We start from the raw sequence: 13,999 nt of genomic DNA on the forward strand, positions 1-13,999 counted from the left end.
AATGAAAACCTCTCGAGACCTTTCCATACCTAGCCTGACAAAAGAACCAAAACTAATGATTCAAATATCATTAAATTCAATAGATCAACAAACGATCAATATGAATCCAAATGTGTGACCTAAATAGAACTTTTCATTATAAATCTGCTATAGATTGGCCAAATCTTATAAAAACAAAAAACACATTAAAGAGGTTAGTTTTAAAGAACAAAAAATAATCACAAAAATAACAATATTAAAATATTCAATAACCCTTCATAAATATTTAAAAACACCATCTAAATGGTAGGGGGATTATTGACTTTTCAAAAAGCTAATAACAAATCTAACAGGGCTAAATAATGAAAAAAATCACAAGAACACTCGTATTATCTTCGATTTCGATTGGGCTACTTTCCTCTTTTGCACTCACTTCTCAAGCAGCTCCAGTTCAAATCAACCAAGCGTCAGCTGAACAAAACATACCTCAAGTCACCTACGACACGATCATCGGTGAAAATGGGGTCTTTATCGATCTAGAGACCGACAATTTTATTCTTAAGCAACAAGAGTGGTATCAAATCCAAGCGTATGTCGAAGGCGCTTTAGCGCTGCCGGTGACAGAAGCCAGTATGAAATCTACTTTAAGTATTCCTAACGACATTCCTTTCTCTAATTTCCAAGCACTGGTTCAGCAATACTCAAATATTCACGATACCGCCTTTTATTGGAAAAAAGATCTTTATCCAAGCATCGTTGGTCTTTCATTAAGCTTGGCCAATTACGTCCAAATTAAAGACTACATGCTTAACCCACTTAGCGATGCTTTGAATGAAATGCTGGCCAAAGCATTCTCGCCGCTCCCGGAAGATATCGAAGCGGTAGAACGCAATAGAAAGGTGGCGATCGCTTACCTGAAAAGCCTGCAGAGTTTTTCCATGAGATACCAACAAGAAGTGTCTGACGTTGGCGGTAACCTATTGGAATTTTCAGCTACATTAGATACACAAAAATTGCAGTTAGATGTATTAGAAGGCACTCACAACGGTTACCTAAGCGATGATGGCAGCGCGCTTCAACAACGAGTGAATGACATCAATGCACGTATCACTCAACTCAACAAAGACTACACTCACTATGTTACGGTCGCCTCTACCGCGGTGACTTATGCATGGTTCCCTCTGGTTGCAGGACCAATCATGGGTGTATACGGTGATAAAGCAGAAAAAGCGCGTAAGCTTCGTAACGAGTTACAAAACGAAGTAAAAGAGCTTCAAGAACAGTTAACTTACACACAGAAAATATATAACTCTTATCATCGCTCTTCAGAGAGTATCGATATGATTTCTCAACAAATAGAAAGTGCGATTCCACATATTAATAAGCTGAAACTAAATTGGCAGAAAATGAATGCCGACTTTACTTCACTGCTCGTTGCCTTAGAACAAGCCCAGAATAATGCCGACATCATGAAAGACGACGCAATGCTTGGCGCAATAGGCGCTCTTGCCAATACAACGGTTGCAGAAAGTAACTGGAGTAATATTAGTGAGAAAGCAAAAGCGTTCGCAAACAATGCATATATCCAAGAAATGGAATAGTCCATAGACCTCTCGATCATATAAAAACACAAAAAATATAACGCAATAGCCAAAAATATATCCCTAACAGAAAGCCGCACCTTATCAAAATTAAGGTGCTGGTTTCTGCTACCCAAAATTTGGCAAATACTAATTTCGACAGGACATCAATATGAGACTTCTACCTATTATTATTTCTCTTTCATTCTCTCCACAGGCTTTTTCTAGCGATTGGCTTGAACTGAACAATTTACCCAATTCAACCGAATACCCAACTTGGGTTCAATCGGCCTATTCCGATGTCGGCGTTCTATCTCGTTCCACATCCGATTTACACATCAACCTCAGTGATTGGATAGCAGAACAAAACCTTTACGTCACTCAACCCTCAAAAATCGTCGTTTTTGCAGATACCATTGAAATTCCAGAGAATTTCAACTTGCTTGTAAACAACCAAAACATCCTTATTTTTGCGCGAAAAATCGTTGGCCAAGGCACGCCGACGTTTGTGCTCGGACAGCAAGGTTCTGCAGCCTCAATTTCTGTGATTGCCGGCGAAATAAAAACGCCCATTAATGTGCTCGCTTTCCAAAGCGATGGCAGCATTACACGAGACGCCCTAACAGGAAAAACTGGTGATGGCGAGTCCGTGGTATTGGCAGGAGAACACTACCGAAGAACGACCATTGACTCGAACATTACTGGGCAAATGAAACTGGCTACTGAACCTTTTACAGACATTGTTAATCGCTCGTTTGATATGGCAGCCAGCTTATACGATACCAACCCAAAGCTTAGCCTCGACCTCATCAACTGGATTGAACAGAGCTTGCGTTACTCAGGTTCAGTGGTTGAAGACGATCCGATTCTTTCCGACCTTTACCTACAAACGGTCGCGTTCAAGCAATTCATTAGCTTCAGCACCAGAGAGAGCAATTACGTTCCTTATCTCGACAAGGTGTTATATCAAGATAAATACGAAGCCTATTTGAACGCTATGATCGCGTATCAAAGTCAATGGGACATTATTCAAGATAGAAACACGGTCATTGAAGACAAGATTGAAGCCGCCAAGTTAGCACTCGCTAACATCGAAGACGTTCTACGCGCTCAGAGTTCGATCATCACACAAACCCAATCCAACATAGACAAGATAGGCGATAGCCTGACCGAGGTCGATAGCCAATATAAAGCACAAGAACTGGTCACTCTCAGTTCAAGAACCACTTATTTAGTTGGTGTCGAGAATTGGAAAACCCAACAACAACTCAATGCGGCTCTAGCAATATTCAAAGCAATAGCCGAAATTGGAAGTGCCGTGAGTGGGGTATTCACAGGCAACCTTTCTGGTGTGAATGACCTAACCGATCAATTGGCTAAAACACCTGAAGCATTAGAAAAAGCGAAAAACCTCGTCACCAATATCAAGTCCGTCACAGGCATTATTGATAGCGTGACCAAAACGATTTCTGGCATTTCTCAATTAACCGCGGATATTAAATCAACCATCAAGCTCCAGAAGGTATCTGAAGCGATGGATGGCTTTAACTTCAACATCCCAACCATCAATGAAAGCAATCTGGCGTGGGATCTGATGATCACCGAGATCCGCAGCAACTTAAGATATGCCGATAGCTTAGGTATCAAAGGAGCAAGACAATACCTACTCGAACTCGAAAAGCAGGTTCTTCTGGGTAAGGCAATTAACATCACGCAGCTTAACTTTGCTCACGAGCAAGCGAAGTTGGTAGACCTCTTACTCACCAATAATGTGACTATCAATCAACAACAAAGATTGAACGATGGGATCGAGGGTTATCAAGTAGACACCGACAGCTTCGATTCGATTGAACGTGAACTATCAAGAGTATTGATGCACTTCAAACGTCCGATGTTCGTTGCTTTGTCTAACTATGTTCAGGCATACGAATATTGGGCATTGAAGCCAAGCGAAGTTACGCCTTCTCTGAATAAAAGCTACTTGGACTACCAGTTTGATTTGGCTACTGTCGAAAGTGAGTATGTAAATGCTCTGTCTTCTTTCCAACCAGCACCACAAGATTTCACCATCGACAACTACACCATTTCTAGCCCCGAGCAACTAGAGAGCTTTGCAACAACCGGACAACTAAACTTCACTATTCCATTAGAACAAGTCCAATTGTGTTCGTTTGACCGCGTTAGGCTTTCCACGGTACGAGTGTTCTTAGAAGGGGAAAACTTACCTTATGGCAAGCAACTCAACTTACGAGTTTCCAGTTCGGGTAATTATTTAGACCGATATGAGAACAAGGACTATCAGTTCAGTTCTAACCCTGTTTCACGCGCGTTCTATTACCGCCTAGATGATCCAACCACCAACGATGTTAGCATCATCACCGATGGTGCCGTGGCGAATAAATTCGAATACGCCTACTTCCAACCCACTCCGTTTTCATCATGGAATGTCACGCTCAACAACTTTGATAAAACCGAACAAACGAACAACCAGTACCTAAAAGATGTCGAACAAATTCGCGTCGAGTTCTTAGGTAGCGGTATTCCTAACGGCAACAGTTGCTCTAATTAGCTAAGTACTACTTTAGTTAGCCGAAGCCTTGCTTTAATTAACCAAGCGTCGATTTCATCCAAAGAACCGAGGTTCAAGGAGTAAGGTTCTGGAGAGAGTTCGTAACAAAAAGGCCGACATGATGTCGGCCTTACTTATTCATTCACTCTATTCGATTTTAGAATCAAGTTTACGTCTTAGTCCATCAAACTCTTAGACTTAATCGCCTTCTTAGAAAGCTCTTTGGCAAACGCTTTGATATCAGTTTCAAACTCATCGACACTTTGGCGGATTTCATCCAGTTGAACCGTCTGCATCACGCGGTTTTCCATTACGATTTGACCGTTAACGATAGTGGTGTCGATATTGCTTGGGTTCGCTTGGTAAACCAAAGTCGCGTATGGGTCGTAATTTGGCATCATGTTCGCTGATTGTGTCTCTACAATCACGATATCTGCTTTCTTTCCGACTTCAAGAGAACCGATTTGATCTTCCATGTGTAGGGCTTTTGCACCGCCTAATGTCGCCATCTCGATCACTTGTTCAGGGATCATGATCGTGCGGTCTGAATGCTTTAAGCGTTGCATGTTCGCTGCGTAACTCAGGGTACGCATGATATCAACTTGGTTTGAGCTCATTGGGCCATCGGTTCCCAAACCAATACGCATATCAGCTCGGTACATTTCCCACGCAGGAGCTATTCCTGTCGCACCTTTGGCGTTCGCCATTGGATTGTATGAGATACCCGCATCAGCCTGTTTCAATAGCTTTTGGTCGTTCTCTGAAAGGTGGATACCATGAGCAATCACTACACGCCCATCGAGCACACCGATTTCATCCATGTATTCGACAGGCGACGTGGCGTTGGTTTCATCTTTGATACGCTTTTCTTCATTCGGAAATTCAGCAACGTGAATCAGCACCGGGACATCGTATTGAGCCGATAGCTTATTAATTTCTTGAAGCTTATCTTTACTCACGGTGTACACCGCATGTGGCGCATACGCAGGCGTGATTAGCTCATCATTTTTGTACTGCTCGATAAAGCCTTTGGCATACTCAATCCCACCGTAAGGTTCTTTGGCATCCACCACCGGAAACTTAATCACGGTTTCACCGAGCACAGCACGCAGACCAACTTCTTTGGTCGCCTTCGCCATCTCATCCATGTGGTAATACATATCGGCATAAGTGGTCACGCCGCTTTGTGCCAGTTCGATGCTGCCTAGCTTAGTTGCGTTGTAAATCAGTTCACGGCTTAACTTTTCGGCTTCTAGAGGGAAAAAGTAAGCAAACAGACGATTCGAAATACCCTCTTCACCCAAACCACGGAACGCTATCATCGGTAAATGGTTGTGAGCATTGACCATGCCCGGCATAACGATTCCATCTTGAGCATCAATCACTTTTTCTGCGCGATATTGAGTCATTAAATCCTCGTTACCGACTGCGATGATCTGGTCGTCTTTCACCACTACAACGCCATCTTCAATCACATCCATTTTTGAATTGATCGTGAGAACCTGTCCGTTGGTGATGATCAGATCGGCGTTGTATGTTTGCGTCGTGACCGTCGAACCACAGCCTGCCAGTAGAACTGTGCTGATGGTGCATGCCAAGCTTTTAAGCGTCATTGCTAAACCTTAATGTTGTGCATGTAATAAATATAGAAGTCTAATATTAGCTTCTAGCTTTAATAAAAATGAGGTAATTGAATTTTTGCCGATACTATAACGCTAACTTTAAATAAAATGGCATACCTAATCGAGCCAAATTCAAGATAAATAAGTTATTGCACAACAGGTCACAAAAGTAGCTTTGCACATATGCTCACTCACATGCACAAACAAAAAAGACCTGCAATCGCAGACCCAAAAAAACATTCAAATAACGTTAGCTTTTCACTCCACACCCTTTAATCACTAGCTGGGTGATGAATTCAGCGGCATCTTCATAGTCTTTATCATCGAGCTGATCTTTCTGCATCACGCTACAAATCTGCCAGCCAAAATCGGCGTAGGTTTGGGTGGCTGCCCAGATGGTGAACATCAAGTGGTGTGCAGGAACGTCATCCATTAAGCCTTGTGCTGACCACGTTGAGAACTTATCGAGGATCATCTGGGATTGTTTATACAGCTCATCACCAATCTCTTTCGGCAATACTTTAGCGCCGGACATCACTTCATTTGCAAACACTTTAGAGGCGTGCGGATGATCGCGAGAAATGATCAGCTTGGTTTGAATATATTGGGACAAGGCTTCAACAGGGTCGCTGAGCTCTTCAATCGGACGTGACGCTTCCAGTAAGGGCTGAGTGACGGTTTCTAGAACGGCATTGTAGAGCTTATCTTTGGAGCTGAAATAATAGAATACATTAGGTTTAGGGATGTCGGCCGCTTTCGCTATATCGGCCATTTTTGTTGCGGCATATCCATGAGTAGCGAATTGTTCACACGCGACTTCGATGATTAAATCTTGATTCTTTTGTCTGATCCTAGACATATTTCATCCTTTACAGCTCATTACTAAAGCCATAGTAATCAACGTGCTTCATTAGTCCAGAAGATAATCTCAGAACTCGAGGTCACAACATTGATAGCAATAAAATGGTCGCTCTTATGTGGAGAAAAGCGACCATTCAATAGTATGCGTTTTCGAACTTTAAGGTTTTTCAGTCTATTCGAACTGTTCAGGTTAAAGAATCAATATTGCGCGGAAGTCATTCACGTTGGTTAGCGTCGGCCCTGTGGTCAACAGCACACCGACTTGCTTAAAGAAGTCGTAGCTGTTGTTGGCATCGAGATAGTCTTGCGCTTTAAGCGACAGGCTCGAACCTTGTTGCCATGTTTGAGGCGTGATCCACGCACCTGCATTATCTTCAACACCATCAATGCCATCAGTATCAGCCGCCAGAGCGAATATGTTTTCCTGCCCTTTTAACTCGTTATACAAGCTTAAAAGGAACTCACAATTACGCCCACCACGACCATTGCCTTTAACGGTTACCGTAGTTTCGCCACCGGAAAGTATCACGCAAGGCGTCTCGAATGGGTGCTTGTGATTGGCCACTTGCTTGGCCAACGCAGCATGAACCTTCGCTACATCTCGAGCTTCCCCCTCAATGCAGTCACTCAGCACATAAGCAGGAATACCTAAACCTTCGGCCTCTGCCGCGGCTGCTTCCAATGCCGACATCGGCGTGGCAATAATATGGTGCTCTGCGTTTTTCCAACAGACGTCATCTGGCTTAACGGTTTCTGACTCTGGATTATTTAACCATTCAAATGCCGAGCGTGGTGTTTCTATTTGGTAACGCTCTAAAATTGCCATCGCATCAAAACGCGTAGTGGTGTCGGGTACGGTTGGGCCAGAGGCAATCACACTGATGTCATCGCCCGGCACATCTGAAATCGCTAAAGAGACTACTCTTGCTGGATACGCAGCTTTCGCTAGTCGCCCACCTTTGATAGACGATAAGTGTTTACGCACACAGTTCATCTCATCAATGGCTGCGCCCGACTTGAGCAGCGCCTTATTGATTTGTTGCTTCTCAGCCAAGCTGATGTCGCCACCGGGCAGGCTTAGCAAAGCAGAACCGCCGCCAGACAGTAGACAAATAACGGTGTCGTCAGCACTCAGACCACTCACTAATTCCAGCATACGTTGGCTCACTTCTAAGCCCATGGCATCCGGGACGGGGTGCGCCGCTTCGATCACCTCAATGTGTTCGCAAGGTTCGGTGTGTTCGTAGCGGGTCACGACGAGACCTTCAAGGTCACGCAGTGCGAGATCTTGCTGTTGCTTAACTTGCCAGACGGCCTCTAGCTCAGCGGCCATCGACGCGGCGGCTTTTCCTGCGCCAATTACCACAGTTCGCCCAGCTTGGTTAGCTGAGCGGTAAAAAATGTCTTGAGGAAGAAAAGGTTCGATGTGATTTTTAGGTAGCGCCTGATTAACAGCACTTGAGAAAAGGGTTTGCAGAAACTGCTTAGCATCAATGTCCATCAGCCACTCCTTAGTTGACGGAGAAAAAAAGAACCCCGATACAAGGCCAAAGGGTGCCTGCTAAGATCAAGTTGGAAAGGAACAACTTCAACCTCTGACTCGTATCAGGAACGCGTATAAAAGGAGACGAAACTACGCGATTTATAAACAAACTGTTTGAAACTGGTGGGCTACGAATCAATAGCAGCCCGAATTAATTAATGGATAATCGGTTGATTGACTAACCACTAAACAGACAAACCGTTAATTAGATTAACGAATCGAGTGGTCAGAACGTTTCTCAATCGCTTGAATAAGCGCAGAGTGGTCCCAACCTTCTCCGCCCATTTCGGCACACTCGCCAAACAGCTCTTGAGCGTTAGCCGTATTCGGTAGTGCAACCCCTAACTCTTGTGCGCCCGTTAGCGCAAGATTCAGGTCTTTTTGGTGAAGCGAGATTCTAAAGCCCGGGTCGAATGTGCCTTCAACCATGCGTTCGCCGTGCACTTCCAAGATCTTAGAATTAGCAAAGCCACCCAATAGAGCCTGACGTACGCGTGCTGGATCAGCACCGGCTTTTGAAGCAAACACTAAGGCTTCAGATACGGCTTCAATATTCAGTGCCACAATGATCTGGTTAGCCACTTTACACGTTTGGCCTGCACCGTTATCACCCACCAGCGTGATGTTCTTGCCCATGATTTCGAACAGAGGTCGTGCTTTATCAAAGGCGTCTTGCTCACCGCCCACCATGATAGTCAGCGCGGCATTGATAGCGCCTACTTCGCCGCCGGATACCGGAGCATCAAGGTATGACGCGCCGCCTTCATTGATTCGCGCTGCAATTGCTTTGGTGGCGATAGGCGAGATGGAGCTCATATCGATAACCAATTTCCCAGTTGCTCCGCCCGCTGTTAGGCCTTTCTCGACACCGTTATCACCAAACAGGACATCTTCAACTTGAGGGGTGTTCGGCACCATTAGAATAATGATATCCGCCGCTTCAGCCGCTTCAGCTGGTGAATGGCAGACCGTTGCGCCCGCTGCAACAAGATCGGCAGGTGCTGCATTAAAGTGATCCGACAGAATCAAATCGTGACCTGCTTTTTGAAGGTTACTCGCCATAGGTTTACCCATGATGCCAGTTCCGATAAATGCAATTTTAGACATGTTGTTCTCCTTAACGTTTGAGGGTTACCAGACGTAATTAACGGTACTGGTGTAGCCAACCAAGGCCTTCTGTCGTTGTCGTTTTAGGTTTGTATTCGCAGCCAACCCAGCCTTGATAGCCAAGCTCATCAAGATAGTTGAGCACGAATGGGTAGTTGATTTCGCCAGTACCCGGTTCGTGTCGGCCTGGGTTATCCGCCAGTTGCACGTGTGCGATTTGGCCAATGTTTTGTTGCATGGTCGGCGTAAGATCGCCTTCCATAATTTGCATGTGATAAATATCGTATTGGATAGAAAGGTTATCGCTCCCTACCTCTTTAATGATCGCTTTGGCTTGCTCAGTCGTGTTCAAGAAGAAGCCCGGAATATCATGGGTGTTGATCGCTTCTATCACTAAGCTGATGCCTTCTGCTGCTAGCGCGTTCGCCGCGTAATGCAGGTTGATCACAAACGCCGATTGCGCGTCTTGTTGGGTCACACCTTGCGGAACAATCCCGGCCAAGCAATTCACTTGTGTACAGCCAAGAGCCTTCGCGTAAGCAATCGCTTTAGGCACACCCGCTTGAAACTCTTCAACTCGCGCTGGGTCTACCGCAATACCACGGTCGCCAGCGTCCCAATCACCTGCAGGCAAGTTAAATAGCACTTGCTCTAGGTTATTAGCGTCGAGCTTTGCCTTGATTGCCTGAGCATCAAAGGCGTAAGGGAAAAGATATTCCACACCTTGAAAGCCCGCTTCTGCTGCGACTTCAAAGCGATCCATAAAATCAACTTCCGTGAATAACATTGACAAGTTTGCTGCAAATTTTGCCATTACTCTGTCCTTATTCTTTATTTGGTGAAACTATGACTGTTTAGTGAAGCAACGGTTATTTGATGGAGCTACGGTTGCTTAGTAAAGCCTCGCTCTATTGGAGACTTTCCGTTGAGCCAAGCTTTGGCTCAACGGGTACACGTACAACAAAGCTACTTGTATGCAAGCGCTGTCGGGGCATCGCTGCGGCTTTCGGCAAGCGGTTCAAATTCATTGATGGCGTTGATCTCTACGCCCATAGATATATTGGTCACACGTTCCAAAATCAGCTCAACAACCACCGGTACTTTGTGCTTGTTCATAAGCTCTTTAGCTTGCTCAAATGCTGCTGCAATTTGGTCTGGTTCGCGAACTCGAATCGCCTTACAACCAAGGCCTTCAACAACCGCTACATGGTCGACACCGTAGCCCTCAAGCTCTGGTGCGTTCTGATTATCGAACGCCAGTTGTACACAATAATCGATATCAAATTGGCGCTGAGCTTGGCGAATCAAACCTAGGTAAGAGTTATTCACTAACACATGGATGTATGGCAAGTTGAACTGCGCACCTACCGCCAGTTCTTCAATCATGAACTGGAAGTCGTAGTCACCAGAGATAGCGACAATATCGCGACTTGGATCGGCCGCTCGTACACCCAGTGCGGCAGGTGTTGTCCAACCAAGCGGGCCTGCTTGACCACAGTTGATCCAGTTACGCGGCTTATAAACATGCAGGAACTGAGCGGCAGCAATTTGCGACAAACCAATGGTGCTCACATAACAAGTGTCACGACCAAATGCCTTGTTCATCTCTTCATAAACACGCATAGGCTTCATTGGCGCTTCATCGAAATTGGTTTTACGCAGCATGGTCGATTTGCGTTCCTGACACTCACTTGCCCAAGCATTTCGGTTTGGCAGCTTGCCAGCGTCACGCCACTCTTGCGCCACTTCAACCATTAGCTCTAGCGCAGCTTTCGCATCAGAGACTATGCCTAAATCTGGGCAGAACACGCGGCCGATTTGAGTTGGTTCAATGTCCACATGTACAAACTTACGACCTTCGGTGTAAACATCCACGGACCCGGTATGACGGTTGGCCCAACGGTTACCGACACCAAACACGAAGTCAGAGTTGAGCATGGTTTCGTTACCGTAACGGTGAGAAGTCTGTAGCCCCACCATACCCGCCATTAAATCATGATCATCTGGGATAGAGCCCCAGCCCATCAAGGTTGGGATCACTGGCACACCGGTGATTTCGGCGAACTGTTGTAGCAATTCAGATGCGCCAGCGTTAATCACGCCACCACCCGATACGATCAGTGGCTTTTCCGATTGAGACATCATGGTTAATGCTTTCTCAACCTGCGCGCGTGTCGCTTGTGGCTTATAAGGCTCTAACGGTTCATAGGTATCGATATCAAACTCAATCTCAGCCAGCTGAACATCAATCGGTAGATCAATCAGGATTGGACCCGGACGACCCGAACGCATTAAATGAAAGGCTTTTTGGAATGCGCGTGGCACTTGTGCAGGTTCCAGCACCGTGGTTGCCCATTTAGTGACTGGTTTAGCGATAGATTCAATATCAACCGCTTGGAAGTCTTCTTTATGAAGGCGAGCACGCGGAGCCTGACCTGTGATACATAGGATTGGGATTGAATCTGCAGACGCCGAATAAAGCCCCGTGATCATGTCCGTTCCCGCAGGGCCAGAGGTACCAATACACACACCGATATTGTCTTGATTGGTACGCGTGTACCCTTCGGCCATATGCGATGCACCTTCTACATGTCGAGCTAAGACGTGGTCGATTCCTCCGAGCTTTTTCATAGCCGCATACATAGGGTTTATTGCTGCGCCGGGAACACCAAATGCGATGTCTACACCTTCACGTTTAAGCACTTCTACCGCTGCTTCAATCGCTTTCATAATTGCCATTCGAACCTCCAGTTCAGATTGTATACAATTAAACTAACTTTTGTGTACTATGAATCATCCTCAGCATTTATCAAGCCCAAAATGAAACATTTCCATTACATCAGCCCATCGCATTTAGTCCGCACTTACCCTGAAAAGCTTACAATTCATTGCTTTACATAAAATATCTTTACGTAAAAATAAATTACAAAAAGATCAAATGATAAATAAATGTTAAATACCGTTTGCTTGTTTACAATTTCTACCATATAAATATCCTTAAAAAGAGCATTTTGTATACAAAATGACATCGTATTGTGTAAAGGAGACAGGCAATGATGAATGACGTGAAAGAGAGAGAAGATGTGCTGTGTATGCAGGTACTTGGGAAGATGGACAACTCCGAGTACAAAGAGATCTTGTCTAAAGATGCATTAAAGTTCTTAGAAGCCCTTGTTAATAAGTTTGGAGATCGCCGTCATACCCTGCTAAATGACCGCGACATAAAACAAGCTCAATATGACAACGGTGAGCTACCTAATTTCAGAAAGGACACCATTTCCATTCGTCAGAATAAAGAGTGGAAAGTGGCGACACCACCGCCAGAGTTACTGGATCGTCGCGTAGAGATCACCGGACCTATCGAAAGAAAGATGGTGATCAACGCGCTAAATTCAGGCGCAAAAGTCTTCATGTGTTGCTTTGAAGATGCCTCTTCCCCGACTTGGGCCAACATGGTCGAAGGGCAGATCAACCTAAGAGATGCCAACTTGGGCACCATCAGCTATTTCGATGACAAGAAACAAAAGAACTATCAGCTAAATAGCGATCCTGCTCTATTGATTGCTCGCCCTCGCGGAATCCATCTACCTGAACAATCTATTCAATTCAACAATCAGCCTATCGGCGGTTGCTTGATGGACTTCGCCTTGTACTTTTTCCATAACTATCAATCACGAGCACAACAAGGCTTAGGCGTTTACTACTACATTCCCAAGCTTGAGAGCATGGAAGAAGCACAGTGGTGGGACGATATTTTCAGCTTCACCGAAAACTATTTCCAAGTACCCAAAGGCACAATCCGCGCGACGGTTTTGATTGAAACGCTACCAGCCGTGTTCCAGATGGAAGAGATCTTGAATGCAATGCGTGATCATATCGTAGCGATGAACTGTGGCCGTTGGGACTACATCTTCAGCTACATCAAAACTCTGAAAAATCATAAAGATCGTATCTTGCCAGACCGTCACGGGATCGGCATGGATCAAGAGTTCCTGAACGCTTACAGCCAGCTGCTGGTTCGTACTTGTCACGCTCGTGGGGCACTGGCGATGGGGGGTATGTCGGCCTTCATTCCAGCAAAAGATCCACAAGAGATGGAGCGTGTTACCGCCAAGGTTATTGAAGACAAACAAAGAGAATCTCAGAACGGACACGATGGCACATGGGTCGCGCACCCTGCCCTAGTTGATTTAGCGATGTCGATCTTCGACAAGCATCTTGATGGCAAAGTGAATCAAATGGATTTCCAAAGCCCTGAACACACCATCAATGCCGACACCTTACTTAAACCATGTGAAGGCAGCCGCGACGAAGCCGGCGTGCGCAAGAATATCCGTATTGCGCTGTATTACATCGAGGCTTGGATCCAAGGCTACGGCTGTGTACCTATCTACGGACTGATGGAAGATGCCGCCACCGCAGAGATCTCAAGAGCTAACATCTGGCAATGGATCCACCACGGAGTCACACTTGATGACGGCCAAACTTTTACCAAACAACTGTTCCACTCTTGGCTTTACCAAGAGCTAGACACGATAAAACATGAAGTCGGAGACTCACGTTATGCAGCTGGTCGATTTGAAGAGACAGCCGATCTTTTCTATCAACTTTCTACAGCCGATGAGTTCGCTGCCTTCCTAACTTTACCCAGCTATGGGCTACTACAAGAGTCCAGTTAGGACTCTTGTACCGAGCTGAATCAGTCAATGATATTCACAAACAAGAGTAATGATTGGCT

9 protein-coding genes are annotated in these 13,999 nt (G+C 45.3%); 3 read left to right on the forward strand and 6 right to left on the reverse strand.

Going from position 1 to position 13,999, the window contains the following annotated elements:
• The first annotated feature begins 341 nt into the window (after positions 1-341).
• Complete coding sequence (locus A142_RS21880; protein ID WP_019826179.1) at positions 342-1,580, forward strand: alpha-xenorhabdolysin family binary toxin subunit A; 1,239 nt, start codon at positions 342-344, stop codon at positions 1,578-1,580.
• A 151-nt stretch (positions 1,581-1,731) separates the two neighbouring features.
• Positions 1,732-4,128, forward strand: coding sequence for a hypothetical protein (locus A142_RS21885; protein WP_019826180.1), 2,397 nt, complete (start codon positions 1,732-1,734; stop codon positions 4,126-4,128).
• 176 nt (positions 4,129-4,304) lie between these two features.
• Here the strand turns inward: A142_RS21885 and A142_RS21890 are convergent, their stop codons facing one another.
• From A142_RS21890 to gcl, 6 genes are all read right to left on the reverse strand, one after another.
• The gene (locus A142_RS21890; RefSeq protein ID WP_019826182.1) at positions 4,305-5,741 is read right to left on the reverse strand and encodes an amidohydrolase; all 1,437 of its coding nucleotides are present in this window, start codon (positions 5,739-5,741) and stop codon (positions 4,305-4,307) included.
• Positions 5,742-6,000: 259 nt separating this feature from the next.
• The gene (locus A142_RS21895) at positions 6,001-6,609 is read right to left on the reverse strand and encodes a TetR/AcrR family transcriptional regulator (protein WP_019826185.1); all 609 of its coding nucleotides are present in this window, start codon (positions 6,607-6,609) and stop codon (positions 6,001-6,003) included.
• Between the two features lie 192 nt (positions 6,610-6,801).
• On the reverse strand, positions 6,802-8,112 hold the full coding sequence (locus A142_RS21900; protein ID WP_019826187.1) for a glycerate kinase type-2 family protein: 1,311 nt from the start codon (positions 8,110-8,112) through the stop codon (positions 6,802-6,804).
• Positions 8,113-8,364: 252 nt separating this feature from the next.
• Positions 8,365-9,261: a 2-hydroxy-3-oxopropionate reductase gene (locus A142_RS21905; RefSeq protein ID WP_017111423.1), complete on the reverse strand. Its 897-nt coding sequence runs from the start codon at positions 9,259-9,261 to the stop codon at positions 8,365-8,367.
• A 37-nt stretch (positions 9,262-9,298) separates the two neighbouring features.
• On the reverse strand, positions 9,299-10,075 hold the full coding sequence (gene hyi / locus A142_RS21910) for a hydroxypyruvate isomerase (protein WP_019826191.1): 777 nt from the start codon (positions 10,073-10,075) through the stop codon (positions 9,299-9,301).
• Between the two features lie 152 nt (positions 10,076-10,227).
• Complete coding sequence (gene gcl, locus A142_RS21915; protein WP_019826193.1) at positions 10,228-12,000, reverse strand: glyoxylate carboligase; 1,773 nt, start codon at positions 11,998-12,000, stop codon at positions 10,228-10,230.
• A gap of 314 nt (positions 12,001-12,314) precedes the next feature.
• Between gcl and aceB the strand changes: the two genes are divergently transcribed.
• On the forward strand, positions 12,315-13,940 hold the full coding sequence (aceB, locus tag A142_RS21920; protein ID WP_019826200.1) for a malate synthase A: 1,626 nt from the start codon (positions 12,315-12,317) through the stop codon (positions 13,938-13,940).
• The last annotated feature ends 59 nt before the right edge of the window (positions 13,941-13,999 follow it).

It is taken from the genome of Vibrio splendidus 12E03 (genome assembly GCF_000272105.2).
In the GTDB taxonomy this organism is placed as follows: Bacteria; Pseudomonadota; Gammaproteobacteria; order Enterobacterales; family Vibrionaceae; genus Vibrio; species Vibrio splendidus_I.

What these genes read in the sequence shown, in the direction of transcription:
- A142_RS21890 (WP_019826182.1), bottom strand. Translation starts at nt 5,741, where the DNA reads ATGACGCTTAAAAGCTTGGCATGCACCATCAGCACAGTTCTACTGGCA.
- A142_RS21900 (WP_019826187.1), bottom strand. Translation starts at nt 8,112, where the DNA reads ATGGACATTGATGCTAAGCAGTTTCTGCAAACCCTTTTCTCAAGTGCT.
- A142_RS21895 (WP_019826185.1), bottom strand. Translation starts at nt 6,609, where the DNA reads ATGTCTAGGATCAGACAAAAGAATCAAGATTTAATCATCGAAGTCGCG.
- A142_RS21905 (WP_017111423.1), bottom strand. Translation starts at nt 9,261, where the DNA reads ATGTCTAAAATTGCATTTATCGGAACTGGCATCATGGGTAAACCTATG.
- gcl (WP_019826193.1), bottom strand. Translation starts at nt 12,000, where the DNA reads ATGGCAATTATGAAAGCGATTGAAGCAGCGGTAGAAGTGCTTAAACGT.
- hyi (WP_019826191.1), bottom strand. Translation starts at nt 10,075, where the DNA reads ATGGCAAAATTTGCAGCAAACTTGTCAATGTTATTCACGGAAGTTGAT.
- A142_RS21885 (WP_019826180.1), top strand. Translation starts at nt 1,732, where the DNA reads ATGAGACTTCTACCTATTATTATTTCTCTTTCATTCTCTCCACAGGCT.
- aceB (WP_019826200.1), top strand. Translation starts at nt 12,315, where the DNA reads ATGATGAATGACGTGAAAGAGAGAGAAGATGTGCTGTGTATGCAGGTA.
- A142_RS21880 (WP_019826179.1), top strand. Translation starts at nt 342, where the DNA reads ATGAAAAAAATCACAAGAACACTCGTATTATCTTCGATTTCGATTGGG.